Raw genomic sequence first — 24358 nt, forward strand, 5'->3', positions numbered from 1 at the left:
GGCTCGGGCGTTGCCGCCGCCTCGCCAAGGATTGGGAAAAATCCATCGAAAGCTCAACAGCATGGGCGCAAATCGCTTCAATCCGAATGCTCACAAGGCGCATCGCAAGGTATTGGATCTACGAATGAACTTTTGAATCGGGCTCTAAGGTACGCGCGCCGCCTAGCGTGTCTTTTCGCCCCCTGCCGGAACCGACCCCGCCATGGGTTCTCACGGCAAACCATACGCCCCCCGGGTCAAGGACAGTCGGCGGAAACGGTCTCCATATCACCGCCGACCATCCGAATGCGCACAGCCTGTCGGCGATCAGGCTTTGCCGCCGTTCTTCTTGCAGTCGTTGCGGAACTTTTTGCGTTCCTTGCCATGGAGACCCTTGGCGTCTGCCTGTGTCGAGCAGGCTTTCGAGATGGCCTTCTTGTCAGTCGGCGCCTTGTCCGTGGTCGCTGTGGCGGCAGGCTTGGTCGTCGTTGTGGTGGTCTGCGCCATCGAACCCGTGGCCACGAAAGCAAGGATTGCAGTGGCGGCAATTGCAGTAAGAAGTTTCATGCTGATGTCCTTTGCGGAATTACTTTGTCCAGGTGAATTCGGTGCAGCAGGTAGCATTTTACCACCTCCGTCTGGGAGCGGTAGGCTGTTTTAGGCTATGCGCGGAAATGCCGCCGAGGAACCGGCGGACGATAGGGAAGGGTAACTCAGCCCGCCGGCTTCTCGCCCTTCCATCGGAAATCATCCACCCGGCCCTCCGGCGCGGCCTCTGTCTCACCCTTTTCGATCAGCAGATCGCGCGGTGTCGTGCCGCTGGTCTTCGGCAGGAGGTTGGAATCGAGCAATTGTTTGGCGCCATCGAGTTCGGGGTCGGCGAGGCTCATCGGCGGGACGGTGAGGATGCTGGTGACGGTCGGCGTTGTGCTTGCCGGCTTGTTCGGCAGGTCGGCGGAGTCCAACCGGATCAGGTTGGCGATTTCGTCGGTGCCGGTGAGGCGGCGCAGGTCGCGTTCGAGATAGAAGGCCATCTTGCGCTTGCCGGCCTTGGTCAGGCTCAGGCCATCGGAGCCGCGCAGGCGCACCGGCTGGCCGTTGATGTCGGAGCCGGTGGCGATGAACTTGCCTTCCTCATCGGCAAAACCGTCCCAGATATCGATGAAAACACCGCCGGCCGCCTCCACCTTCTCGCGGTAGAGCGTATTGAGCGACGCGGCGTCGGCGCTCAGCGACGGCTGCTGGAACGAGGGCAGGCCGGTCCAGATGAACGGTATCTTGTTGCTCTTCGCCACGTCGATCAGTTGGCTGATGCGGCGCTCATATTCATTGTTCCAGGCTTCGGTGCGGAATTTCTGCTTGACGCCGTCGACGGTCATCTGTTGGCGGTCATTGCTGCCGAGCATGATGACGATCAGCGCCGGATGCATGCTGTCGATCTGCTGCTTGAGCGTCTTCGGCCAGTCGAGATGGTCGGTGCGCACCAGCCCGGACGAGCCGTCGCTGCCTTTTTCGATCTGGAGATCGGCATCCTCGGCGGTTGCCATGGTCAGGCCGTCGGCAAGTGCCGTGGCCATGAAGTCACCGATGACGAGCACCTTCTTGGCATCCGGCGTCTTGGCGACCGTCGGCTCCTCGGCCGCCGCCGCTGCCGTATCGCTTGGCCGGTCGGAAGCCGGCCGATGCTTCTTCTTCTTGACCCGCACATAAGACGGGGTCTGTTCATATTTCGGTGTGCGGCCAAAGAGGAGGTCGATGATCGAGCGCCGCTCACGCACTTCCTGGGCATAGGCCCCAGTCGCCAGGGGTGTCACCGGAATGAGCGGCAAAGCGAGCCCGAGCGCGATCAGGCCGGCCATGACAAGCCGCAAGAGCAGGCGTCTTTGGGGCAGTCCTGGCATCTTTCCTCCGCAACGGCGACAATAGATTAAGCCGGGCATTGCCCGGCCTCGTCACACTATCCGCAGTTTACGGCGAAAATGCCTATTTCTGCAAGGCGCGCAGCAGCTTCGCGGACGGCCGTCCGTCTTCTTCCATGCCGAGCTGGCGCTGGATGGCGGTGATCGCCGTCTTGGAGCCGGAGCCGAAATTGCCGTCGATCTCGCCATCGTAATAACCGAGCGCCTTCATCCGGGTCTGAAGCTCGAATTTCTGCTTGATGTCGAGCGTGCCTTCGGGGCGCGGCCAGGCCTGTTTCAGGCCGCTATAGCCGGCAATCTCGTCGGCGAGCAGGCCAACGCCCATGGCATAGGAATCGGCGGCATTGTATTTTTTCAGCACATAGAAATTCTTCATCATCAGGAAGCCCGGGCCGTTCGGGCCGGCCGGCATTTTCAGCGTGGCGCGGTCCTTGCCGTTCTTGAACCCCTTGTCGCCGGGCCGGACGAAGCCGAGCTTGGCCCATTCGGTGAGCGTCTTGCTGCGGCCGGCGAGCTTGGCGGCGTTGGCAGGCAATTGCACCTCGTAGCCCCAGGTCTTGCCCGGCTGCCAGCCGTTCTTCATCAGGAGATTGGCCGATGTCGCCAGCGCATCCGGCACCGAGTGCCAGATATCGCGCTTGCCATTGCCGTCGGCATCGAAGCCGTAGATCAGGTAGCTGGTGGGGATGAATTGCGTGTGCCCCATGGCGCCGGCCCAGGAGCCGATGAGGTTCTTGGCCGACACATCGCCGGCCTGGACGATTTTCAGTGCCGCAATCAGCTGCGTGCGGGCATAGGCCGCACGGCGCTTGTCTACATAGGCGAGCGTGGCGAGCGCGCGCGGAACATTGTGCAATTTTTCCGGTTTATCCAGCACTGCGCCGTAATTGCTCTCCATCGACCAGATTGCGAGAAGAATATGCTTGTCGACCCCGAAATGCGTTTCGAGCGCACTCAGCGTGCGCGCGTCCTTTTTCAGCATGTCCTGGCCGATGCCGACGGTGTAGGGGTTGACGCGGCTGTCGAGATATTCCCAAATGTTGTCGCGGAATTCGGGCTGATAGCGCGCCTTGTCGATCACCTCCTGATCGGGTTCGGTGACGCCCTTGAAGGCCTGTATATAGGTCGATTTACTGATACCGGCCTTGGCGGCGGTCGCGTAGAAGGCATTGATCCAACGCACGAAACCGTCGTCGGCGCGGGCCGGCGCGGCGATCAGCAGGCAGCCCGCAGCGATGAATGGCAGAAGGCTTCGAATCAAACTAAGCTTGCGGTCATTCTGCATGGATGCGATCCGGTCCTGTGGTTCCTGGACGCCGGTGCGGCCGGCTAAACCGACAAAATACAGAAGTGAGGTCAATAAAGTCTTTACCATGGGCTGATCGGGACGTCACTTCTTTAGAAAAAAAATAGGGATTGGAAATTACACCCGCACGAAAAATATGGTTACAAATTGGCACCTGGAGAAAGAAATGAAGGTCAAGAAGGCAGTCTTTCCTGTCGCCGGCTTAGGAACGCGGTTCCTTCCGGCAACAAAGGCCGTTCCCAAGGAAATGATGACGGTCGTCGACAAGCCGGTTATTCAATATGTCGTCGACGAAGCCATTGAAGCCGGCATCGAACATTTCGTCTTCGTCACGGGTCGCAACAAAGGTGTGATCGAGGATTACTTCGATATTCAGTACGAGCTGGAAGCGACGCTGAAGGCGCGCAACAAGAAAGCCGAGCTGTCGTTGCTCGAATCGATCCTGCCCAAAGCCGGCACGGCGAGCTTCACCCGCCAGCAGGAACCGCTCGGTCTCGGCCACGCCGCTTGGTGCGCACGCGACATCGTCGGCAATGAGCCGTTTGCACTTTTGCTGCCGGACATGATCATGAAGTCCGAAACCGGCTGCATGAAGGGCATGGTGGAACTTTACAGCACCACCGGCGGCAATATCATCGCCGTCGAGGAATGCGCACCGGAACTGGCGCATCGCTATGGCATCGTGGCGATTTCGGATCGTGTCGGCGAGGGCTACAAGATCACCGACATGGTGGAAAAGCCGGCGCCGGGCACACAGCCCTCGAATTTCTTCATCAACGGCCGCTACATCCTGCAGCCAGAAGTCTTCAAGATCCTAGAAACGCAGGAACGCGGTGCGGGCAATGAGATCCAGCTGACCGACGGCATGCTGAAGCTTTTGAAGCAGCAGCCGTTCACCGCCTATCACTACAAGGGCACGACTTATGACACCGGCGCCAAGGATGGCTTCATCCTGGCCAATATCGCCTTTGCGCTCGACCGGCCGGATATCCGGCCGCTGTTCGAGGCTGAACTTCGGGCGCTGGTTGCGGCGCTGAAATAGCGATTGCCGGGACGCGGGCGGTCGCCGCCCGCGTCGTCACGTTGTCGCACCCCCGGTTCGGTCGGACATCGCCGCAACACGGTGTGAGAATGGATGGGGCGCCGTTTGCCCCATCTCTCTCGAGCACTCACAGCAACAATATTTGACGCGGGTGGGAATGCTCCGAGTCATTCTGCCTTCTTTCGGCGAGGCGTCGGCGCCTCAGATTCGAACGAACTTTTTAAATATCGACCAAAATTATAGAATTTCTTTTCTTTTCCATAAAAACCGTATATGCGATTGAAGAACGGTAGACAGCCGCCACGTTCCTGCAGCCTTTCGGCACCGCCGATCCCCTGCATGAGCCTGTCCCACCCGAGGCTGTTCACGACCGTTAACGAAGAGTCAACTTTTGTTGATGAGGCAATGTAGGCATGACCGCATTTTTGCTTAAATCTACTGTTTCAGCCAATACCCATCGCGCCGTTATCGGCAGGCGCTCGCACCTTGGCGAGAGGCTGTTGATGGCTGGCTGCGCCGCAGCCGCGTTTCTGTTTGTCGGTCTCTTCGTCGTCGGTATTTTCTGACCCATCCAGCGGTCGGGATCGCCCCCTGAAGTCAAATTCGATTGAAAATAGGGAACGCGATCCCCACATCCACGTTAACCGCGGGAAGAAGAAAGACACCCGCGGAACAGCGCAGTGTAAACGGAAAGGTTAGCTACCGGATACTGCGCCTTAGGGCCAAGGAGGCCGCCATGACTGCTCTGACTTCGGGTCTGCACTTTCTTTCCGGTATTGCGCTGCATCTCGGTGCGGTGCCGGTCAGGAGGGTCGCACAGCCCGCGAAGGTCCTGCCGAAGCGCCGCCGGCAAGCGCGCGGCAATGACAATTATACCCCGCTGAGCGAGCGCCAGAAAAAGGAACTGCTCGAAAGCATCCGCCACGACGACTGGTTCGAATAAGGGTCAGCACGCGGCGAGCGCGTGTCGCACTCTTCGAATCCCGCGCCCGACGCCTTGTCTTTTGCTTTCTCCGCCTACACCGAAACCGGTTCCCCCTGTCGCGAGATCTGCTCGAGCCCGCCATATTGCTTGAGATAGGCGACGATCTCTCCCACGCCTTCGCCGCGCTTCATATCCGAGAACAGGAATGGCTTGCCGGCCCGCATGCGGGTTGCGTCGGTCTGCATCACGTCGAGATCGGCACCGACATGCGGCGCCAGGTCCTTCTTGTTGATGATCAGAAGGTCGGACTTGGTAATGCCGGGTCCGCCTTTGCGCGGGATTTCCTCGCCTTGGCAGACGGAGATGACGTAGATCGTCAGGTCCGCAAGATCGGGGGAAAAGGTGGCGGCGAGATTGTCTCCGCCCGACTCGATGAAGACCACGTCGAGATCGGGGAATTTGCGGTTGAGATCGGCGATGGCCGCCAGATTGATCGAGGCGTCCTCGCGGATTGCCGTGTGTGGGCAGCCGCCGGTCTCGACGCCGACGATTCGATCCGACGAGAGCGCCTGCATGCGCACCAGCGCCTCGGCGTCCTCGCGGGTGTAAATGTCGTTGGTGACGACGGCGACGGAAAAATCCTGTCGCATCGCCTTGCAGAGCTTTTCGGTGAGTGCGGTCTTGCCCGATCCGACCGGGCCGCCGATGCCGATGCGCAAGGGTCCGTTGCGTGAGCTCATGATCTCCATCCTTTATTCTCTACAATCTGATCGGGTCGTCCCGCTCATGAGCGGAACAGCCTGGAATGCTGTGTCTCGTGGCGGATTGCAGCGAGATCGGCAATGACGGCGGCGCTGCCGAGATCGTCAAGCGACGATTGGGCCGCTTCGGCGGATAGTTTGACGATGGTGGTTTCGAGCCCGGCGAGGACGGCGACGCCCTGTTTCTGGCCAAGCACGCTGAGCCGGATCGCCGCCGACACAGCCTGCGACGCGAGCGCGTGCAGGAAGGCGGCGACGGTCCTTTCCAGCGCGATGCCATGGGCGGCGGCCACGGCGCCAACGGCAATCGCATAGGGCGGACGCTCGCCGAGCGCGTCGAGCACCGGATGCGGCCAGGCGGACGCTGCTGCGGCGAACGCTTGGCCCAGCGTCATGATCTCGCCATGCCGTTCGGCCGAGCCGGCCAGCGCCTCGGCCAATTCGGCGGCGTTTGCAAGGCGGTCGCCATCATCGGCGGCGCGCCATGCCTCGGCCAGCAACACCGCGTCATTCCACCAGGCGCCGTGCTGGAGCAGGGTCTCGAGCCAATCGGCGAGTGTTGCTGCATCCCCGACCAGCCCGTCATGCACAGCGCGTTCCAGCCCGCCCGAATAGGCGAAGCCGCCGACCGGAAAGGCCGGCGACAGCCAGGTCATCAGCCGGATCAGCGCCTGGCCGTCAATGTCCATGCTTATGATCGTGGTCGTGATCATGGTGGTCATGGTCATGATGGTGGTCGTGGCCGTGATCATGGTCATGCCCGTGGTCATGATCATGATGGTGATCGTGGTCATGATGATCATGATCGTGATGATCATGGCCGCCATGCGCGTGATAAGCACCGTGCAGCGGGCTAAAAGGGGCGGTGATTTCGGTCACGGCGGCGCCGAGCCCTTCGAGCATTGCCTTGATCACATGGTCGCGTTCCAGCAAGATGCGGTCTTCATCGAACTGGGCGGCGAGATGGCGGTTGCCGAGATGGTAGGCGAGCTCGACCAGGTGCATGCGGTCGCGCGGCCTGGCTTCGAGCAGCGGCTCGTCGGCGGCCACGACCTCGACATAGCCGGCCTCGCCTTCGAGCACCAGCAGGTCGCCGTGCTCCAGCACGGCCGGCTGCCTGAGATCGAGCATGACGACATCGTCATGGGTCATATGCAGGAGTTTCCTGCGGATATGCCTCTGATCGTGGGTGAGCACGACGATACCGACCGGCGTGGCGCTGATATGCGGACCGGGCTTGGCGATCTTGGTGGAGCGGAAGGGCATGGTTCTGGCCTCGATATGCTGGATGCGGATCGGCAATTGAAGCCATTTTCGCCGATGGTGCAATGCGTAAAAGCGGAAGCGGGGGATAAAAGCTGGGCTTGCTCCTGCCTGCGGGCAGAAGAGGTGGCGCACAAGCGACAACCTCACCCCCCAGCGAAGCCGCCTCAGCTGAACGGCTTGACCAGCACCACCCCGGGCTGTCGCCGCAATATTTTCGCATCGKGATGAGCGGCGAGGAATTCGTCGGTTGCCTTGCGGGCGCCTTCCCAGAAATTATAGTCATCCATGATCACCTGGCCGCCTTCCGACAGCCGCGGCCAGACGAATTCGAGGCAGAACTTGACCGGATCGTACCAGTCGCAGTCGATATGGGCGAGCGCGATGGTCGTGCCCTCATGCGCATGGACCGTTTCCTCGAACAGGCCCTTGACCAGCAGGATGCGCTCGCCGTCGACGGGCAGGCCGAGCGAAGCAAAGCTCTCGGAGACCTTGGCGTAGAGGTTCTCGACATAGCCGTAATATTGATCGCCATCGATGCCCTTGGCGTTGCCATCGGCGATCTTCCTGTAACGCTGCTGCACCGGCTCGCCATCGGCATCGGAAGGCGGCGGGATCATGCCGAAGACGTCGAAACCGAGATAGCGGCGGCCATCGTCGAGGCGTGATGCGAGGCAGATACCCGATCCACCAAGTGCGACACCGAATTCAAGGAAATCGCCCGGCACCTCGCCGAGCACCACCGAATCGGCGGCGTTGAGCAGGCTCTTCATCTTTTTCGGCGACAGAAAGGTCAGCTTGCGTTCGCGGACTTCCTTGCCGATCGGCTTTGCTTTCATCGCAGCATTCCTGTCGCGTAGGGGTAGCCGGCAAGCCCGGCGGATGGTGCTCTGTAGCCTCCGTCGCCCGTCGAGGCAAGCCGGGCGGTCAGTGCCGGGGGCGATCACAGCCCGTTGGGGAAATAGCGCAGATAGATGTCGTTGAGGCGGCCGTTGCGGGCCAGCGCGATCAGCGCGTGGTCGAGCGCCTGGGTGATTTGCGGTGTGTTCTTGCGGGTCATCATCGCCAGGCCATCGCCGAAGAACAGTTGCGAATAATATGGACCGCCGAGCGTGGCGCAGCAATTGCCGGCATCGCTGGATTCGAGCCAGAAGGACAGCTGCAGCCCATCGCCGAACACGGCCTTGATCTCGCCCGTCTTCAGCGCCGTGAGCATTTTGACCCTGTCGTCATAGAGTTTCGGCGTCAGAGTCGGGAAAAACGCCTTGAGCATTTCGGCATGGGCGGTGTCCTTGACCACGCCGACGTCGTTCGGCTGCAATTCGTCCGGCGACTTTATCGAGTTGGCGGCTGGCTTGGTGATGACGAAGCGCGCCGGCAATTGCATGAAGACGCGCGAGAAGCTGTGGTCCTGCCGGAGATCCGGGGTGATCCTGGTGCCGGCGATCACCACTTCGCCGTCGCCCTTGTCCAGCTTCTGCTGCAGGTCGGCATAGGCGACCGCCTCGATCTGGCAGCGCTCCAGCACGTCGAGCTCGCGACAGATTTCGCGCGCCAGGTCCACATGGAAGCCCGACAGTTTTCCGGACTGGTCGATGAAATTGAATGGGGGAAAATCGACCGTGGTCAGGAAGCGGATGCGCGGCACGGCGGCAAGATCGGGTTTCGGAATGCGCTCGCGCAGATCGAACATCAGCGGGATCGACAGGCTGCTGCCATTGTCGGCGGCAGAAGCCGGAAGCCTGGCGGCCGAGGCGAGCAGGAAAATTGCGCAGACCGTCAGAAAACAACGCGACGCAGTCATTGGCTTCATTGTCGTCCATCCAGTTCCGGTCGGGCCAGTTCCGGTCGGGCCCATGAGAGCATCTAACAGAGTCAGGCGCGGGGTGGAATATTGTTCGCCGGAACTTGGCGGCTGCGGATACGCTGTTTGCCGAGCCGCTCAGTGCGGCAGCGCAGTGATCTCGATCACCAGCATGTCCGTGCCCGGGGGGATGCGCAGTTTGCCGTCGACCGGGTCGGCGATCAGGGTGTCGAAACGATCGACGTCGATGGTCTGGTCGCCGCAATAAAGCGTGGTGGCCTCGTTGAAGACGAGGATCGTGCCCGGCACGGCAATCTCGATGATGCCGCCGCGGATGCGGCTCATCCTGTGGTGGAACTGGCCGCGGCGAGTCATGATGTTGAGGTCGACGGTCGCGCCGCCCTTGTTGCGGCTTGAAATCATGAGATCGCCTGAGAAGGCGAACGGGTCGGTCTTTGTACCGAGTTCGACGGTCTCTCCCGGCAGGTCGAGGAAGAGGCCGGCGCCATCCAAAAGCGCGATTGTCCGGTCGATGCCGGCAAAGACCGAAAACGGTCCGTCGGCGGCGACATGGGCGATCGAGAGCCGCCAGCCGAAGGATGCCACGTCGCTGCCGGGCGGGAAGGCGATCACCTCCTCGGTGGAACCCTGGCCATTCTTCCATGGCATGCGCTTATAACCGGCACGACGAAGACGCTGCATTCCCCCTCACTCTTGGCATTCTCGAAATCGCGCTTCCCGGCCTGTCTGACCGGGAAACGCCCTGATCGATCAGTTGCCCAAAATGCCCGGCAGGCGCAAGCCTTTTTCCTTGGCGCAGTCCAGGGCGATGTCATAGCCCGCATCGGCGTGGCGCATGACGCCAGTGGCAGGGTCGTTCCACAGCACGCGCTCAAGCCGGCGGGCGGCGTCATCGGTGCCGTCGGCGCAGATCACCATGCCGGAATGCTGCGAATAGCCCATGCCGACGCCGCCGCCATGATGCAGCGACACCCAGGTGGCGCCCGACGCGGTGTTGAGCAAGGCGTTGAGCAGCGGCCAGTCGGAGACGGCATCTGAGCCATCCTTCATCGCCTCGGTCTCGCGGTTGGGCGAGGCGACGGAGCCGGAATCGAGATGGTCGCGGCCGATGACGACAGGGGCCTTGAGTTCGCCACTCCTGACCATTTCATTGAAGGCGAGGCCAAGCTTATGTCGGTCGCCCAAGCCGACCCAGCAGATGCGCGCCGGCAGGCCCTGGAAGGCTATGCGCTCACGCGCCATGTCGAGCCAGCGATGCAGGTGCTTGTTGTCGGGCAGCAATTCCTTGACCTTGGCGTCGGTCTTGTAGATGTCTTCCGGGTCACCCGACAGGGCCGCCCAGCGGAACGGGCCGATGCCGCGGCAGAACAGCGGCCGGATATAGGCCGGCACGAAGCCAGGGAAGGCGAAGGCGTTTTCGAAGCCTTCGTCCTTGGCGACCTGGCGGATATTGTTGCCGTAATCCAGCGTCGGTACGCCGGCATCCCAGAAGGCGACCATGGCTTCGACATGCGCCTTCATCGAGGCGCGGGCGGCGGTCTCGACGGATTTCGGGTCGCTCTCGCGCTTGGCGCGGGCTTCCTCGACCGTCCAGCCGGTCGGCAGGTAGCCGTTGCGCGGGTCATGCGCCGAGGTCTGGTCGGTGACAATATCCGGGCGCGGGCCGCCGGCCTGCATTCTTTTGACGAGTTCGGGGAAGATTTCGGCGGCATTGCCGAGCAGGCCAACAGATTTGGCTTCGCCGGCCTTGGTCCATTTGTCGATCAGTGCCAAGGCCTCGTCGAGCGTCTTGGCCTTCTCGTCGACATAGCGGGTGCGCAGGCGGAAATCGATGCGGCTCTCGTCGCATTCCACGGCAAGGCAGCAGGCGCCGGCCATGACCGCGGCGAGCGGCTGCGCGCCACCCATGCCGCCGAGGCCGCCGGTCAGGATCCACTTACCTTTGAGGCTGCCGTCATAATGCTGCCGGCCGGCTTCGACGAAGGTTTCGTAGGTGCCCTGGACGATGCCCTGGGTACCGATATAGATCCACGAACCGGCCGTCATCTGGCCGTACATGGCAAGGCCCTTCTTGTCGAGTTCGTTGAAATGATCCCAGGTCGCCCAATGCGGCACGAGGTTGGAATTGGCGATCAGCACGCGCGGAGCATCCTTATGGGTGCGGAACACGCCGACCGGCTTGCCGGACTGGACAAGCAGCGTCTCTTCCTCGCCAAGTGTCTGCAGCGTCGCGACGATGCGGTCGAAATCATCCCAGGTGCGGGCAGCACGGCCGATGCCGCCATAGACGACCAGTTCATGCGGACGCTCGGCGACCTCGGCATCGAGATTGTTCATCAGCATGCGCATCGGCGCTTCTGTCGTCCAGCTCTTGGCGGTGATTTCGGGGCCGCGGGGGGAACGCACGTCGCGGATATTGTGGCGCGGGTCGTTGGTCATGGGGTTGTCTCCTGAGAAACGAAAAGGAAATTCCGTGGTGTCGGGTGTGGGTGGGTCATTTCACCCCTCACCAACTTCGCCCAAGGGCTCGCAAGAGCTCGCCCGGCCTGCGTATCCTCTCCCGCAAGGGGCGAGGAAAAACCCGCGGCGCCGCTTTGCCCCAAGTGAGGCAGGTACTTGTGGCACCCTGCCTCGCCCCTTGCGGGAGAGGGTAGTAAGCCCGCGAGAGGCGCAGCCGATCGCTTGGGCGCACTTGGTGAGGGGTGAATGCGACCTTGCGGAGGGGCAGTGACTGAGCGAGGAGCGACGGTCACTCACACCCCCAACGCCGGCAGAATCCCCGCCGAAACCGAGGCATTCAGCGCCCCCGACCCCACCAGCGTCCCCGCCGCCGCAAGATCGCCGGCCATATAGCGATCGACTTCCAGCGTCGGCACCACCTGCCGCAATGCCGCAATAGCCTTCTGCAATTCCGCGCTGGTCGTCAGCGGACTGCGAAACTCCACGCCCTGGGCCGCCGTGATTGCCTCGATCCCGATAATCCCAAACAAATTCTCGGTCATCTGCAGCAATCGCCGGGCGCCGTGGCAGGCCATGGAGACATGGTCTTCCTGGTTGGCCGAGGTCGGCGTCGAATCCACCGAGGCCGGATGCGACATCTGCTTGTTCTCGCTCATCAGCGCCGCCGAGGTGACTTCGGCGATCATCAGGCCAGAATTCAGCCCAGGCTTTTTCGCCAGGAAGGCCGGCAGGCCGTAGGAGAGGGCGGGGTCGACCAGGAGTGCCACGCGGCGCTGGGCGATGGCGCCGATCTCGCAGACGGCCAGCGCGATCTGGTCGGCGGCGAAGGCCACAGGTTCGGCATGGAAATTGCCGCCGGAGACGACGGAATTGTCCGAGAGCACCAGCGGATTGTCGGTGACGGCATTGGCCTCGATTTCGAGCGTCCGGGCGACGGAGCGCAAGAGGTCGAGGCAGGCGCCGTCGACCTGCGGCTGGCAGCGGATGCAATAGGGGTCCTGGACGCGCTCATCGCCTTCGAGATGACTCTGGCGGATCACCGAGCCGGCGAGAAGGCCGCGGAGCGCTGCTGCGGTGTCGATCTGGCCCTTGTGGCCGCGCAGCGTATGGATATCGGGATGGAAGGGCGACGAGGAGCCCATCGCGGCATCGGTCGACATGGCGCCGGTGATCAGCGCGGCATTGGCGGCGCGGTGGGCGCGGAACAGGCCAGCGAGCGCCAGCGCCGTCGAGGTCTGGGTGCCGTTGATCAGGGCCAGGCCTTCCTTGGCAGCGAGCACGACCGGGGTAAGGCCGGCTCTGTCGAGTGCGGCCTTGCCGGGCATGCGCTCACCGTCGAAGAAGGCTTCACCTTCTCCCATCATCACGGCGGCGAGATGAGCGAGCGGCGCGAGGTCGCCCGAGGCGCCGACAGAGCCCTTTTCCGGGATGACCGGCGTGACGCGCTTGTCCAGCATCGCTTCGATCAAGCGGATGAGGTCGAGCCGCACACCGGAGGCGCCACGGCCGAGCGAGATCAGCTTCAGCGCCATGATCAGCCGTACGATATTGTCGGGCAGGGGCGCGCCGACGCCACAGCAATGCGAGAGAATCAGGTTGCGCTGCAGGGTGGCGGTGTCGGCGGCGTCGATCTTGATCGAGGCAAGCTTGCCGAAGCCGGTATTGATGCCGTAGACGGCCTCGTTGCCGGCGGCGATCTCGGCAATGCGGTCGGCAGCCTTTTGAATGCCGGCATCGAAGGCGGGGTCGAGGCGGGCGCTTTCGCCGTTCCAGTAGATGGCTTCCAGCTCCCTCAGCGACACCGAGCCGGGATGCAGAGTAACGGTCATCGCGAAATCCTTTCGCCCTTGAAATAGCGGGCATGCAATGGGTTGAAGCCGATGCGGTAGACGAGTTCGGCCGGCCGCTCGATGTTCCAGATGGCGAGATCGGCGGATTTGCCGGCTTCGAGCGTACCGGTCTCGCTGGCAAGACCGAGCGCGCGGGCGGCCTCGCGCGTGGCGCCGGCCAGGCATTCCTCGACCGTCAGGCCGAAAAGCGTCGCCGACATGTTCATGGTCAGCAGCAGCGAGGTCAGCGGCGAGGTGCCGGGATTGCTGTCGGTAGCGATGGCAATCGGCACGCCGGCCTTGCGTAGCGCATCGACCGGCGGCTTCTGCTTCTCGTGGATGGCATAGAAGGCGCCGGGCAGCAGTACGGCCACCGTGCCGGATTTGGCCATGGCATCGACACCCTCATCGTCGAGATATTCGAGATGGTCGGCCGACAGCGCGCCATAGGCGGCGGCGAGCTTGGTGCCGCCGAGGTTGGAAAGCTGCTCGGCATGCAGCTTCACGGGAATACCGAGCGCCTTGGCGCGATCGAAGACGCGGGCGATTTCACCCGTCGAAAAGGCGATGCCTTCGCAAAAGCCGTCGACCGCATCGGCGAGGCCTTCTGCCTTTGCCTGCTCCATGGCCGGCAGGACGATATCGGTGATGTAGTCGCCGTTGCGGCCCTTGTAGTCCACCGGCGTCGCATGGGCGCCGAGATAGGAGGTGACGACACGCACCGGCCTGACCTTTTCGACGGCGCGGGCGGCACGCAGCATATTGAGTTCGCCCTCGACGGACAGGCCGTAGCCGGACTTGATCTCCATGGTCGTCACGCCCTCGGCGAGCAGCGTGTCGATGCGGGCCAGCGCGGTTTCGACCAGGCCGTCGACGGACAGCGCATTGGTGGCCTTGACCGAAGAGACGATGCCGCCGCCGGCGCGGGCGATCTCTTCATAGGACGCGCCTGCAAGCCGCATCTCGAATTCGCGGGCGCGGTTGCCGCCATGGATGATGTGGGTGTGACAGTCGATCAGGCCCGGCGTGACCCAGCGGCCGCCGAGATCAATGGTTTCCGCCTCCGGCATATGCGGCAGCCCAGCCTCCGGGCCGGCATAGACAATGCGGCCGTTCTCGATGGCCACAGCACCGTTTTCCACAACGCCCATGCCTTCTGCGCCCGAAGCGAGCGTTGCCAGATGCGCATTGCGCAAAATTGAAATAGGCTTTCCCATGGTCCCAGCTTTTGTTTGCATGTGCCGGCAATTGCGAATATGTATATACATAATGATTGGAAAGGCAAGAGGAGATTAGCGTTGAAATCACTATTCGCAAAGCGCGCTTTGGGGCCGGATGGCTGGCTCGACAATGTTCGCCTCAAGATCGATGCCGGGGTAATCAAGAGCCTCCGGACCGGGCAGAAGCCAGCTGCGGACGATGAGGTCCACGCTATCCTCGTGCCCGGCATGGGCAATCTCCACAGCCATGCCTTCCAGCGGGCGATGGCGGGCCTCGCCGAAACCCGCGGTCCCGGCGACGACAGTTTCTGGAGCTGGCGCAATGTCATGTATCGCTTCGCGCTGTCGATGACCCCGGATCAGGTTGAGGCAGTGGCGGCAAAACTCTATGTCGAGATGCTGGAGGCCGGCTTCACCCGCGTCGGCGAATTCCACTATCTGCATCATGACAAGGACGGCGCGCACTATGCCGATATCGGCGAAATGGCTGGGCGCATCGCGGCGGCGGCGGGCGAGACGGGCATCGGGCTGACGCTGCTGCCGGTCTTTTATGCGCATGCCGGTTTCGGCGGCCAGACGCCGGCGGAGGGGCAGCGGCGGTTCATCAACGATCTCGACAGCTTTGGCCGGTTGCTCGACGCCTGCCGCAATGTCACCGGGTCGCTGGATGGCTCGGTCGTCGGCGTGGCGCCGCATAGCCTGCGCGCCGTGACGCCGGACGAACTGAAGGTGGTGGCGACCTTGGCGCCGGATGCGCCGATCCACATCCATGTGGCCGAACAGGTGCTGGAGGTCGAGGATTGCGTGAAATGGTCGGGCGCACGGCCGGTCGAATGGCTGCTCGGCAATGTCGAGCTCAATTCGCGTTGGTGCCTGATCCATGCGACGCACATGACTCGGGAGGAGGCCCGCGCCATGGGCCAGAGCGGTGCGGTTGCCGGCCTCTGCCCGATCACCGAAGCCAATCTCGGCGACGGCACCTTTGCCATTCTTCCGTTCACGCAGGCCGGTGGTGCCTGGGGCGTCGGCTCGGACTCCAATGTGCTGATCGGGCTTTCGGATGAGCTGCGGCAGCTCGAATATTCCGAGCGGCTGGCGCATCGCGCCCGCAATGTCATCGCCCGGCCGAATGCCTCCACTGCGCGACGGCTTTTCGATGCGGCGGTTGCCGGTGGGGCGCAGGCGCTTGGCACCAAGGCGGGGCTCGCGGCCGGCAACCCGGCGGATTTCGTCAGCCTCAAGCCGCGCGATGTGGATTTCGCCGACGATCGGCTGCTGGACCGCTGGCTTTTCGCCCATGGAGCCGATATCGATTGCGTGTGGGTCCGCGGCGTGAAACACGTTTCGGAAGGGCGGCACAGTGCGAGCGAGCGTGTCACCCGGCGCTTTCAGCGCGTTATGACGGAGCTCGTCGAAGGTATGTGATGGTCGTCTCAGCCGCTCTTCTCGCCGATCCGGAGCTGTCGCTGCACCAGCGGATCGTCAACGATATCGAGGGCAAGATACTCTCCGGCGAATGGGCGCCGGGGCAGCGCATTCCGTTCGAGCTCGACCTGGCGGCACAATATAACTGTTCGCGCATGACCGTGAACAAGGCGATGACGCAGCTGGCACGCGCGGGCCTGGTCGAGCGGCGCAAGAAATCCGGCTCCTTCGTCACCCAGCCGCATTCGCAGTCGGCAGTGCTGGAAATCCGCGACATCAAGCTTGAGGTCGAAAGCCTGGGCAAGCCCTATCGCTACGAACTTTCGGAGCGGAAGAAGCGCAAGGCGACGCTGGAGGATCGCGCCCATCTCGGCGTTGCAGTCAACTCGCCCGTGCTGGCGATCACCGGCCTTCACTATTCCGGCGACCGGGTGTTCTGCCTGGAAGACCGCATCATCAACCTCGCCGCCGTGCCGGGTGCGGCCGAGGAAAAGTTCGAGCGGACTGCGCCCAGCCCCTGGCTGTTGCAACAGGTGCCGTGGAGTGCGGCCGAACACCGGATCATGGCGGTCGAAGCGGACGAGGATATCGCGGCGGCCCTGGATATTCCGGTCGGCGCTGCCTGCCTGGTGGTCGAGCGCCGGACATCGATGAACGGCGCCTTTCTCACCCATGTACGGCTGACTTATCTGGGGTCAAGCCACGAACTGATCGCCCGGTTCACGCCGTCGCTGGCGGGGTCGGCGTAATCAACTCCAATCGAGTTGACCGATCGGAGCTGGCCGCTGCAATCCTCGACAAGTTTTAATCAAAAAGCCGGATCGACAGAGCAAGCGTCTGCGGCACCGGGTTCCACATGCCTGTGCGGAGACCTGCCTCTCGCAGCGCATGCGCCGTCCAGGTGTTGCAGCCCATCAATGCGTTGAAGACGCCGTTGGCCTCATAGAAGGCGTCGTAGCGGCCGTAACGCGCACTGGGGATGGCTGCCGGTTTATTGTCCTGAAGCGCGAAGCTGGCGAGAATGAAATCAAGCATGCGGTTTTCGCCTGCGTCGCTGACGCGCAGAAGTGTGACGCCGGGATCGTCTTGCTGGATCGTGCCGGCGACGGAGACATGCATCACCGAACGATCGACGGTCAGCGCCCGGAACACCGGCAGCGGCTTGATGTCGGCCCAATGCGGCGTTTCCAAATAGAAGGAGCGACCACCCCAGCCGACGACCAGATATTTCGCACCGGGATTGTCGACCGGTATACCAGCTTCGATGAGGAAGGCAAAGCGGGTGCGCAGTGCATCGTCGAGCGGGATGGCGATGTCGGTGTGGATGGGGTTGGAGAGGACAAGGATTTGGTGAGGGGCTTCATTCGAACTGTCCGCATTCGCCGATTGCAGCAGCGGGCGGGGGATGAAGGTGCCCGCCGCGACAAAAACCGCGATCAGAACCAGAAGGCGGATGATCCAACGCAAAATGGCTCTCAATGCGCGATACTTAGCCAAAGCTTGATGTCATCGACATGGTCGCGGATCCCATGCAATTGATTCAGCCCCGGCTCCGTTTGTTCTTCAGCCACCATGCGATGCTCCAGCAAATCTCATGAGGAATAGGCGTGCCGCCAGATTTTGCAACTTGGAACACGGAAGAGTGTTCCGAGTGCGGCAACATTCTCAGGTTTTCGCTCACGGTCACCCCATTATCTCGGCCAGTGGTTCAAGCTTGTCCCGATATTTCAACAAATAGCGATGGTTCTTGATGAAATGCGAGCCCAACGCATCCACTGCATGTTGCTTGACCGGCTCGATATCCTCGCCGGTCAGAAGCACCCGCACGGCAAGCGCAAATCCCCATTCAGCCTGCGTCAGATAGCCCAGCCGCCGGGTCGACCAGCCCTGTGTACCGCTTCCGACGTCGTTAAACTGGCTGAATTGGAACGACTGGTTGCCGCCGAACAGCCCGAAGCCGAAGAACACGGTGGCGAGATCGGTGGCGAACTCTTCGTTGTCGCCCCAATCATCCGGACGCGTCGGGATGGAATGGAGGATGCCGTGGCAAAGTTCATGCCCCAGCACCGCGATGAGATGTTCCAGATCGCGGGCGCTGCCGGGCTCGTAGGTGATGACCTGGCGATTGTCGCGTCTGCTGTAGGTGCCGGCCGGGTCGCGCGGCGCGTTCTTGACGATCGCGAGATGGCCGACATGGGGATCGATCGCGGCTTGCTGGGCAACGAGCTCGAAATTGCTCGGATCGACGCCGAGCTGGCCGCAGACCTGGGCGAAGACGAATTCCACGTGCGCATGCCCCGAAAGGCCTGAGCGCGGGAAATCCGCCTGTCTTGGATATTTCGACGGCAGCGATCTCACACGGGCGATGCCGCCGAGATTTTCGAGCAGCCAAGCCCAGGCGCCGAGCTGCCACTCGACATCGTCCTCGCTCAATGTCGGCTTTGTCGACCAGAACATTTCAGAACAGGAAATAGCGCTGCGCCATCGGCAGCACCGTGGCCGGCTCGCAGGTGAGCAGCACGCCGTCGGCGCGGACTTCGTAAGTCTCCGGGTCGACCTCGACATGCGGGGTGAGGTCGTTGTGGATCATCGATTTTTTCGAGATGCCGCCGCGGGTGTTTTTCACCGCCAGCAGCTTCTTCGCCACGCCGAGCCGGTTTTGCAGACCGGCATCGAGCGAAGCCTGCGAGACGAAGGTGACTGAGGAATTGGTGCGCAGCTTGCCATAGGCCGCGAACATCGGCCGGTAATGCATCGGCTGCGGTGTCGGGATCGAGGCGTTTGGATCGCCCATCGGGGCCGCGGCGATCGAGCCGCCGAGCAGCACCATGTCCGGCTTGACGCCGAAGAAGGCGGGTGACCAGAGAACGAGATCGGCGCGTTTGCCGACTTCCACCGAGCCGATCTCGTGGCTGAGGCCCTGGGCGATGGCCGGATTGATCGTATATTTGGCGATGTAGCGCTTAATCCGGACATTGTCGTTGTCGCCGGTCTCTTCTTTCAGGCTGCCCCGCTGACGCTTCATCTTGTCAGCCGTCTGCCAGGTGCGGATTGCCACTTCGCCGACGCGGCCCATGGCCTGGCTGTCGGACGAGATGATCGAGAAAGCCCCCATATCGTGCAGGATGTCTTCGGCGGCGATCGTCTCCTTGCGGATACGGCTTTCGGCGAAGGCGATATCTTCCGGGATCGACGGGCTCAGGTGATGGCAGACCATCAGCATGTCCAGGTGTTCGGCAAGCGTGTTGACCGTATAGGGGCGGGTCGGGTTGGTCGACGACGGGATGACGTTGAGCGAGCCGCAGACCTTGATGATGTCGGGCGCGTGACCGCCGCCGGCCCCTTCGGTGTGGAAGGCGTGGATCGTGCGTCCTTTGATGGCGTCGATCGTATCCTCGACAAATCCGGATTCGTTCAGCGTATCGGTGTGGATCATCACCTGGATGTCATAGGCGTCGGCAACGGACAGGCAGCAATCGATCGCCGCCGGGGTCGTGCCCCAATCTTCGTGCAATTTCAGGCTCGAGGCGCCAGCCAGCACCATTTCCTCGAGTGCGGCGGGCAGCGAGGCGTTGCCCTTGCCGGCCAGCGCGAGGTTCATCGGGAAGGCATCGAAGCTTTCGATCATGCGTTCGATATGCCAGGCGCCTGTGCAGGTGGTGGCGAGCGTGCCATGGGCGGGACCGGTGCCACCGCCCAGCATGCAGGTCACGCCGCTCATCAGCGCTTCCTCGATCTGCTGCGGGCAGATAAAGTGAATATGCGCATCCATGCCGCCGGCGGTAAGGATTTTGCCCTCGCCGGCAATGGCCTCGGTCGAAGGGCCGACGATGATCGTGATCCCCGGTTGCGTGTCCGGATTTCCGGCCTTGCCGATGGCGGCGATGCGGCCGTCCTTGAGACCGACATCGGCTTTGACGATGCCCCAATGGTCGATGATCAGCACATTGGTGATCACGGTGTCGACCGCGCCATCCGCCCGCGTCACCTGGCTCTGGCCCATGCCGTCGCGGATGACCTTGCCGCCGCCGAATTTTACTTCTTCGCCATAGGTGGTGAAATCCTTCTCGACCTCGACGAAGAGCTCCGTGTCGGCGAGACGCAGCCGGTCGCCGGTGGTCGGGCCGAACATCGAGGCGTAGGCGGCGCGGGACATCTTGTAGGACATGGGGTCAGGCTCCTTGGGAGAGGGGAGTGAACGGAAAGGTTTTTCCGGCCTTGCGGTCGATCGTGATGGTTGGCGAGGCGCCGGCTGCCTCGTTCAGTTCGGCAATCAGGTAGTCGGCAAATCCTGCTGTGCCCTTCTTGAAGGATGACAGCGCCCGCTCGATGGCAGATGCTTCGGCGAGCACGATGACGTCGGATGAAAGCAGGCTTTCGACGACCGAAGTCAGCCGCGAGCGATCGTATTCCGGCCTGCGCCGCAGCGTCCAGACCAATTCAATCAGAGTGATCACATTGACGTAAGCCGGCTGCTCCGTGGTCAGCCGATTGTCGACGAAATCCGTCACAACGGGCGACCAGATCGGGTCGTCGTCTAGGAGATAGCGCAACAGGATGTTTGTATCGATGCCGATCAAGGGTCTTCCTCCCTGCGATCGATGTCGGTTCTGCGCTGAACGGTTTCAGCAATCGCGTCTTCGATGTCGACCGGTTCGCTTGGCGTGTTGAAAATGCCCTTCAGGTGCCGCAGGCCGCTCTTCTTGGCGATCACCGATACCTTGCCGTCATCGCCGATGATGAACTGCACCGAGCCGCCCGGCGGCAGACCGAGCGCCTTGCGGACTTCTATGGGAATCGTCGCCTGTCCCTTTGTCGACGTTCTGGCATCAAACCTGCCCATTGCGCGCTCCATGAATTCCCTACTTTTCAGAAAATTCATACATATCACGAATTCCCATACTTTTCCAGTCTCCCCTGCCTCACGCGATCTTCCACCCACTGCTCCTCTGCTTCCCAGGGGTGCCATTCCCAGCCCTGATGGCCGAAGCCGACAAGCGTCACACTGTCGTCCGGCTGGCTGAAATGGACAAGGAATTCGGCAATGGCGACGAGGCCAGTCGAGGGCACGACATAGGGTGCAGGATGGTAGGCGCCGAGTTCGGCGTCCAGCCGCTCATGGGTGGCGGCGGGGGCGATATGAAAGGCCTTGCCCGTCTCCCGGGCGAAGGTGCGAAAACCATCTGTATAGTCGTCGCAGAAATCGTTCAGCTCCGGATGTGCAGCGAGGATCGATGGACGCATGGCGGCAAATTTCTGGGGATTGCGGATGCACCAGATGGCGGAGGCGGTCAGCACGAAGGGATTGGCCTTCCACTCCGTGCCTTCGGTCATCGCCTTGCCCGGTCGACCGGTATTGCAGACGGTGACGATATCGGTCCGGGTGCCGCCATTGCCGGCCGAGCGGCAGTCGTTGAAGCGCATGACCAGGTCGGCCGCGTCGATCGTGCGGGCCAGGCCCGGATCGATCTCCCCATTGCCGACGATCATGATGCTGCGTGTGGTCATTCACCCAAGCCCTTGATCAGGCCCTTCAATGCCTTGATGCGGTCATTGGTCATCCCGGCCTTGCAGGTGAGCAGCAGCTGGCCGAGGATCGTGCCGCCCTGCGCCTCGTAACCCACCGTATCGCAATGGGCGTCGCGGTACTGGATCCAGATCCGCTGCGCCGCTTTGAGCGAGGCGACCGCTCCGGCTTGTGCCTTGCTGGCTGCCTGGGCGTCGAGATCGGCTTCGGTCTTCAGCGCCTGCTTGTAAACGGCGTTCAGTTGCTTGTCAGCTTTGTTGTAGTCCTGTTCGGCGCAATATTGCATTTCCACCGTGGAATTGCCGCCATTGGAGCAGTCGATTTGCGGCTGGTCCTCGGCCCGAGCCATGCCGGCAATCGGTAAGATGAGAAGCGTGGCGCCGAGTGTCAGAATAGAAAGTCGCACGGGTCCTCCGGATCTGTTTCCAGCGTGTCGATCGTGCGAGTCTGCCCTTCCGGGATATCACCTGCATCCCAGCTATGGCATGAATGTCGCGGTCCGGATTCAACCATTTTCGGGTGCGATCTCCATTTCGTTTCGGCGGCCATGCCCGACAATCAGTTGCCCATGCCCTTGATCAGTTCCTGCAGTTCCTTGACGCGCTTGTTGGTCAGGTCGGTCTTGCAGCCGTCGATCAACATCGGCTGCATCGTGCCGCCAACGGCCTGGTAACCCTCGCCTTCGCATTCGCCATCGCGATAGTCGATCCAGGCGCGCTGCGCCTTCTTCAGCGCCTTCAGCGCGCCGACATAGTCGGGATTGATCTCAGCCGACTGCTTGTCGAGATCCTGCTGGCTTTTCACGGCTTGTTTATAGACCACGTTGAGCTGGTCATCGGCCTTAGAGAAATCCATCGCCGCGCAATAATTCATGTCGGCCTGGGTTTCGGCATTCTTGCAGTCAACCTGCTGGTCGTCGCCGCTGTTGCTGCTGTCGTCCTGCTGCGCATGGGTCAAACTCGCGCTGCTCAACAGCAACAATGCCGCGATTGCTGCTCGCTTCATGCGTTTCCTCCTGATTTTTTTATAATTTTCCCATCACCTGCTGGCGGAAGCCGTAGACCTCGCGCTTGCCGGAAAGCGGGATAAGCTGCACCGTGCGCTTCTGGCCGGGCTCGAAGCGCACCGCGGTGCCTGAGGGAATGTCGAGGCGCATGCCGCGGGCCTTCTCCCGGTCGAAATCCAGCCCTTTGTTGGTCTCGAAGAAATGATAATGCGAGCCGACCTGGATCGGCCGGTCGCCGGTATTGGCGACGTCGATGGTCACGGTCGGCAGGCCGGCATTGAGTTCGATCTCGCCCTTGGCGGGGATGAGTTCACCGGGGATCATGGTCGGTCCTTTCTCACGCGGCCTTGTTGGGCTGGCAGCCTTCGGCTTTCAGAATGCGTTTGGTGGAGGCGGGATATTTGGCGAGCATCGCGGCGGGGCGAATGGGGCGGATGGCAAAATTGCCGCCGCAATTCGGGCAGGTGCCGGCAAGCGTATTTTCCGCACAATCGGCGCAGAAGGTGCATTCAAAGGTGCAAATGCGTACCTCGGCGCTTTCTGGCGGCAGGTCCCTGTTGCAGCATTCGCAGTTGGGGCGGAGTTCCAGCATCGAGGCCTCAGCGGATCGGTTCGTGGACGGTGACGAGTTTCGTGCCGTCGGGGAAGGTTGCCTCGACCTGCACGTCGTGGATCATTTCGGCAATGCCTTCCATCACCTGGTCACGGCTGATGACATGGGCGCCGGCCTCCATCAGATCGGCCACCGAGCGGCCGTCGCGGGCGCCCTCGACGACGAAATCGGAGATCAGCGCGATCGCCTCGGGATAGTTGAGCTTGACGCCGCGTTCAAGCCGGCGCTGCGCCACCATCGCTGCCATCGAGATCAGCAGCTTGTCCTTTTCACGGGGGGAGAGATTCATCGATTGCTCCGCGGTAAGCTCAGTCTTTTCAATATGAAATCAGTCGTCATCGGCCGGCAATACGGCAAATGACGCAGGCCGTTAAAGGCTCCACACTTTCGGGGCGGGATCGCCATTTCGCAAGAGCGAAATTGCCGGGATGAGCATTTTTCTGAGCTCGAAACCTTCCGAGGCGACGAAGCGGATCAGGAGCTTGCCGTTCCAGACGCTGACGCCGGCAGAGGCGTCGCCCAAGAGTTTTCTGAGCGGCGAGATCAGCGCCTCGGTGCGGGTGCCGCAATAGATCAGGGTGGCGAAGGCCTGGTTGCCTTGGAGCACGGGCGACTTGGCGATCAGCCTGCGGAGATCGCCCGACAGGCAGACGTCTTCGGCATGGATCAGGCAGCCGCCCCGGCGCACCCGCCAGCGGTCGCGAAAGAGGCCGGTCCCGACGATTTCGCCCATTGCCTTGCGGCCGAGGAGCACGGCTTCGAGGCCGATGAATTCGGCGCTGTCGGCGAGATCGACATCGAGCGTGCGGCGAAGCGCGCCCTGGTCGAAGAGAATGGTTTCCTGCGGCAGCCAGTGCAGACTGGCATTAGGGCCGGCTTTGAGTGTGGTGGCGACCTCGGCATGGCCGCCCGAGGATTTGTAGACGCGCTCGCAGGCCTGGGTGGTGACGGTGACATAGGTGTTCGCGCCAGCCTCGACCTGCCAGGCAATGCGATCGCCGCCGGTCAGGCCGCCGGACGTGTTGATCAGTACAGCTTCCATGCGGCCGTCATAGGATTCGGGGATACGAATCTTGGCGGCGCTTTCCTGGAAGAAGACGTCGAGCCTGGTTTTGTTGCCGGCGGATTTGGTGACGAGGCGGGCGGCGCCCTTGGCGCGCTGGGGGAGGATGGCGATTTCGGGATTGGGGGCGAGCATCGGTCAAACCCCCCTCTGCCCTGCCGGGCATCTCCCCCTCAAGGGGGGAGATTGATTCGC

Annotated in this window: 30 protein-coding genes and 1 pseudogene; 6 read left to right on the forward strand and 25 right to left on the reverse strand. The window is 62.1% G+C overall.

The window, feature by feature from the left end; genetic code table 11:
• Nucleotides 1-128, forward strand: a pseudogene (locus tag AC1DYF_RS35915) (IS5/IS1182 family transposase); the annotation flags it as partial.
• A gap of 178 nt (nucleotides 129-306) precedes the next feature.
• Here AC1DYF_RS35915 and AC1DYF_RS35920 read toward each other — a convergent pair.
• From AC1DYF_RS35920 to AC1DYF_RS35930, 3 genes are all read right to left on the reverse strand, one after another.
• On the reverse strand, nucleotides 307-546 hold the full coding sequence (locus AC1DYF_RS35920; RefSeq protein WP_477883113.1) for a PsiF family protein: 240 nt from the start codon (nucleotides 544-546) through the stop codon (nucleotides 307-309).
• Nucleotides 547-692: 146 nt separating this feature from the next.
• Nucleotides 693-1880, reverse strand: coding sequence for an SGNH/GDSL hydrolase family protein (locus AC1DYF_RS35925; protein ID WP_477883115.1), 1188 nt, complete (start codon nucleotides 1878-1880; stop codon nucleotides 693-695).
• An 82-nt stretch (nucleotides 1881-1962) separates the two neighbouring features.
• The gene (locus AC1DYF_RS35930) at nucleotides 1963-3183 is read right to left on the reverse strand and encodes a lytic murein transglycosylase (protein ID WP_477883117.1); all 1221 of its coding nucleotides are present in this window, start codon (nucleotides 3181-3183) and stop codon (nucleotides 1963-1965) included.
• Between the two features lie 187 nt (nucleotides 3184-3370).
• Here AC1DYF_RS35930 and galU point away from each other — a divergent pair, with 187 nt between their 5' ends.
• Nucleotides 3371-4246, forward strand: a complete 876-nt coding sequence (galU, locus tag AC1DYF_RS35935; protein ID WP_477883119.1) for a UTP--glucose-1-phosphate uridylyltransferase GalU — start codon at nucleotides 3371-3373, stop codon at nucleotides 4244-4246.
• Between the two features lie 167 nt (nucleotides 4247-4413).
• Here galU and AC1DYF_RS35940 read toward each other — a convergent pair whose 3' ends face one another.
• Nucleotides 4414-4587, reverse strand: coding sequence for a hypothetical protein (locus AC1DYF_RS35940; RefSeq protein WP_477883121.1), 174 nt, complete (start codon nucleotides 4585-4587; stop codon nucleotides 4414-4416).
• A gap of 72 nt (nucleotides 4588-4659) precedes the next feature.
• Between AC1DYF_RS35940 and AC1DYF_RS35945 the strand changes: the two genes are divergently transcribed.
• Both AC1DYF_RS35945 and AC1DYF_RS35950 read left to right on the forward strand, forming a co-directional pair.
• The gene (locus tag AC1DYF_RS35945) at nucleotides 4660-4812 is read left to right on the forward strand and encodes a hypothetical protein (protein WP_477883123.1); all 153 of its coding nucleotides are present in this window, start codon (nucleotides 4660-4662) and stop codon (nucleotides 4810-4812) included.
• 170 nt (nucleotides 4813-4982) lie between these two features.
• Nucleotides 4983-5189 (forward strand): hypothetical protein, encoded by a 207-nt coding sequence (locus AC1DYF_RS35950; protein WP_477883124.1) that lies wholly within the window; start codon nucleotides 4983-4985, stop codon nucleotides 5187-5189.
• 74 nt (nucleotides 5190-5263) lie between these two features.
• Here the strand turns inward: AC1DYF_RS35950 and ureG are convergent, their stop codons facing one another.
• The 9 genes from ureG to hutI all read right to left on the reverse strand — a co-directional run bounded on the left by ureG (nucleotide 5264) and on the right by hutI (nucleotide 14547).
• Nucleotides 5264-5911 (reverse strand): urease accessory protein UreG, encoded by a 648-nt coding sequence (gene ureG, locus AC1DYF_RS35955; protein WP_477883126.1) that lies wholly within the window; start codon nucleotides 5909-5911, stop codon nucleotides 5264-5266.
• A 44-nt stretch (nucleotides 5912-5955) separates the two neighbouring features.
• Nucleotides 5956-6645, reverse strand: a complete 690-nt coding sequence (locus tag AC1DYF_RS35960; RefSeq protein ID WP_477883178.1) for an urease accessory protein UreF — start codon at nucleotides 6643-6645, stop codon at nucleotides 5956-5958.
• Nucleotides 6611-7198: an urease accessory protein UreE gene (locus AC1DYF_RS35965; RefSeq protein WP_477883180.1), complete on the reverse strand. Its 588-nt coding sequence runs from the start codon at nucleotides 7196-7198 to the stop codon at nucleotides 6611-6613. The genes AC1DYF_RS35960 and AC1DYF_RS35965 overlap by 35 nt, the downstream gene beginning before the upstream one ends.
• A 164-nt stretch (nucleotides 7199-7362) precedes the next feature.
• Nucleotides 7363-8034 carry a TylF/MycF/NovP-related O-methyltransferase gene (locus tag AC1DYF_RS35970; protein ID WP_477883128.1) on the reverse strand — a complete coding sequence of 224 codons (672 nt, stop codon included), beginning with the start codon at nucleotides 8032-8034 and terminating at the stop codon, nucleotides 7363-7365.
• A 104-nt stretch (nucleotides 8035-8138) separates the two neighbouring features.
• On the reverse strand, nucleotides 8139-9008 hold the full coding sequence (locus AC1DYF_RS35975) for a transporter substrate-binding domain-containing protein (protein WP_477883129.1): 870 nt from the start codon (nucleotides 9006-9008) through the stop codon (nucleotides 8139-8141).
• Between the two features lie 129 nt (nucleotides 9009-9137).
• Nucleotides 9138-9701 carry a HutD/Ves family protein gene (locus AC1DYF_RS35980; RefSeq protein ID WP_477883130.1) on the reverse strand — a complete coding sequence of 188 codons (564 nt, stop codon included), beginning with the start codon at nucleotides 9699-9701 and terminating at the stop codon, nucleotides 9138-9140.
• A gap of 69 nt (nucleotides 9702-9770) precedes the next feature.
• Complete coding sequence (hutU, locus tag AC1DYF_RS35985; RefSeq protein WP_477883132.1) at nucleotides 9771-11459, reverse strand: urocanate hydratase; 1689 nt, start codon at nucleotides 11457-11459, stop codon at nucleotides 9771-9773.
• 314 nt (nucleotides 11460-11773) lie between these two features.
• Complete coding sequence (gene hutH / locus AC1DYF_RS35990; protein WP_477883134.1) at nucleotides 11774-13309, reverse strand: histidine ammonia-lyase; 1536 nt, start codon at nucleotides 13307-13309, stop codon at nucleotides 11774-11776.
• Entirely contained in the window at nucleotides 13306-14547 is a 1242-nt protein-coding gene (gene hutI, locus AC1DYF_RS35995; protein WP_477883136.1) for an imidazolonepropionase, read from the reverse strand. Before hutI ends, hutH begins: the two co-directional genes overlap by 4 nt.
• 60 nt (nucleotides 14548-14607) lie before the next feature.
• Here hutI and AC1DYF_RS36000 point away from each other — a divergent pair, with 60 nt between their 5' ends.
• Together AC1DYF_RS36000 and hutC are read left to right on the forward strand one after the other, a co-directional pair.
• The gene (locus tag AC1DYF_RS36000) at nucleotides 14608-15954 is read left to right on the forward strand and encodes a formimidoylglutamate deiminase (protein ID WP_477883138.1); all 1347 of its coding nucleotides are present in this window, start codon (nucleotides 14608-14610) and stop codon (nucleotides 15952-15954) included.
• The gene (hutC, locus tag AC1DYF_RS36005) at nucleotides 15954-16703 is read left to right on the forward strand and encodes a histidine utilization repressor (protein WP_477883140.1); all 750 of its coding nucleotides are present in this window, start codon (nucleotides 15954-15956) and stop codon (nucleotides 16701-16703) included. The genes AC1DYF_RS36000 and hutC overlap by 1 nt, the downstream gene beginning before the upstream one ends.
• Before the next feature lie 55 nt (nucleotides 16704-16758).
• Here the strand turns inward: hutC and AC1DYF_RS36010 are convergent, their stop codons facing one another.
• The 12 genes from AC1DYF_RS36010 to AC1DYF_RS36065 all read right to left on the reverse strand — a co-directional run bounded on the left by AC1DYF_RS36010 (nucleotide 16759) and on the right by AC1DYF_RS36065 (nucleotide 24298).
• On the reverse strand, nucleotides 16759-17433 hold the full coding sequence (locus tag AC1DYF_RS36010) for a TIGR02117 family protein (RefSeq protein WP_477883143.1): 675 nt from the start codon (nucleotides 17431-17433) through the stop codon (nucleotides 16759-16761).
• Nucleotides 17434-17637: 204 nt separating this feature from the next.
• Nucleotides 17638-18387 carry a hypothetical protein gene (locus AC1DYF_RS36015; RefSeq protein ID WP_477883145.1) on the reverse strand — a complete coding sequence of 250 codons (750 nt, stop codon included), beginning with the start codon at nucleotides 18385-18387 and terminating at the stop codon, nucleotides 17638-17640.
• Nucleotides 18388-18412: 25 nt separating this feature from the next.
• On the reverse strand, nucleotides 18413-20122 hold the full coding sequence (gene ureC, locus AC1DYF_RS36020) for an urease subunit alpha (protein ID WP_477883147.1): 1710 nt from the start codon (nucleotides 20120-20122) through the stop codon (nucleotides 18413-18415).
• A gap of 4 nt (nucleotides 20123-20126) precedes the next feature.
• Nucleotides 20127-20534 (reverse strand): PIN domain-containing protein, encoded by a 408-nt coding sequence (locus AC1DYF_RS36025; protein ID WP_477883150.1) that lies wholly within the window; start codon nucleotides 20532-20534, stop codon nucleotides 20127-20129.
• Nucleotides 20531-20797: an AbrB/MazE/SpoVT family DNA-binding domain-containing protein gene (locus tag AC1DYF_RS36030; protein WP_477883152.1), complete on the reverse strand. Its 267-nt coding sequence runs from the start codon at nucleotides 20795-20797 to the stop codon at nucleotides 20531-20533. Before AC1DYF_RS36030 ends, AC1DYF_RS36025 begins: the two co-directional genes overlap by 4 nt.
• A gap of 44 nt (nucleotides 20798-20841) precedes the next feature.
• Nucleotides 20842-21462 carry a Urease operon accessory protein gene (locus AC1DYF_RS36035; protein ID WP_477883154.1) on the reverse strand — a complete coding sequence of 207 codons (621 nt, stop codon included), beginning with the start codon at nucleotides 21460-21462 and terminating at the stop codon, nucleotides 20842-20844.
• A complete protein-coding gene (locus AC1DYF_RS36040; RefSeq protein ID WP_477883156.1) occupies nucleotides 21459-21887 on the reverse strand; it encodes a lysozyme inhibitor LprI family protein in 429 nt (142 codons plus the stop codon). The genes AC1DYF_RS36035 and AC1DYF_RS36040 overlap by 4 nt, the downstream gene beginning before the upstream one ends.
• 152 nt (nucleotides 21888-22039) lie before the next feature.
• Nucleotides 22040-22486 (reverse strand): lysozyme inhibitor LprI family protein, encoded by a 447-nt coding sequence (locus tag AC1DYF_RS36045; RefSeq protein ID WP_477883158.1) that lies wholly within the window; start codon nucleotides 22484-22486, stop codon nucleotides 22040-22042.
• Nucleotides 22487-22505: 19 nt separating this feature from the next.
• Nucleotides 22506-22811 carry an urease subunit beta gene (locus AC1DYF_RS36050; protein WP_477883160.1) on the reverse strand — a complete coding sequence of 102 codons (306 nt, stop codon included), beginning with the start codon at nucleotides 22809-22811 and terminating at the stop codon, nucleotides 22506-22508.
• Between the two features lie 13 nt (nucleotides 22812-22824).
• On the reverse strand, nucleotides 22825-23079 hold the full coding sequence (locus AC1DYF_RS36055) for a DUF1272 domain-containing protein (protein WP_477883162.1): 255 nt from the start codon (nucleotides 23077-23079) through the stop codon (nucleotides 22825-22827).
• Between the two features lie 7 nt (nucleotides 23080-23086).
• Nucleotides 23087-23389, reverse strand: a complete 303-nt coding sequence (locus AC1DYF_RS36060) for an urease subunit gamma (protein ID WP_477883164.1) — start codon at nucleotides 23387-23389, stop codon at nucleotides 23087-23089.
• Between the two features lie 81 nt (nucleotides 23390-23470).
• Nucleotides 23471-24298, reverse strand: coding sequence for an urease accessory protein UreD (locus AC1DYF_RS36065; protein WP_477883166.1), 828 nt, complete (start codon nucleotides 24296-24298; stop codon nucleotides 23471-23473).
• Between the last annotated feature and the right edge of the window lie 60 nt (nucleotides 24299-24358).

The sequence above is a fragment of the Rhizobium sp. P2_G9 genome (assembly GCF_056403475.1).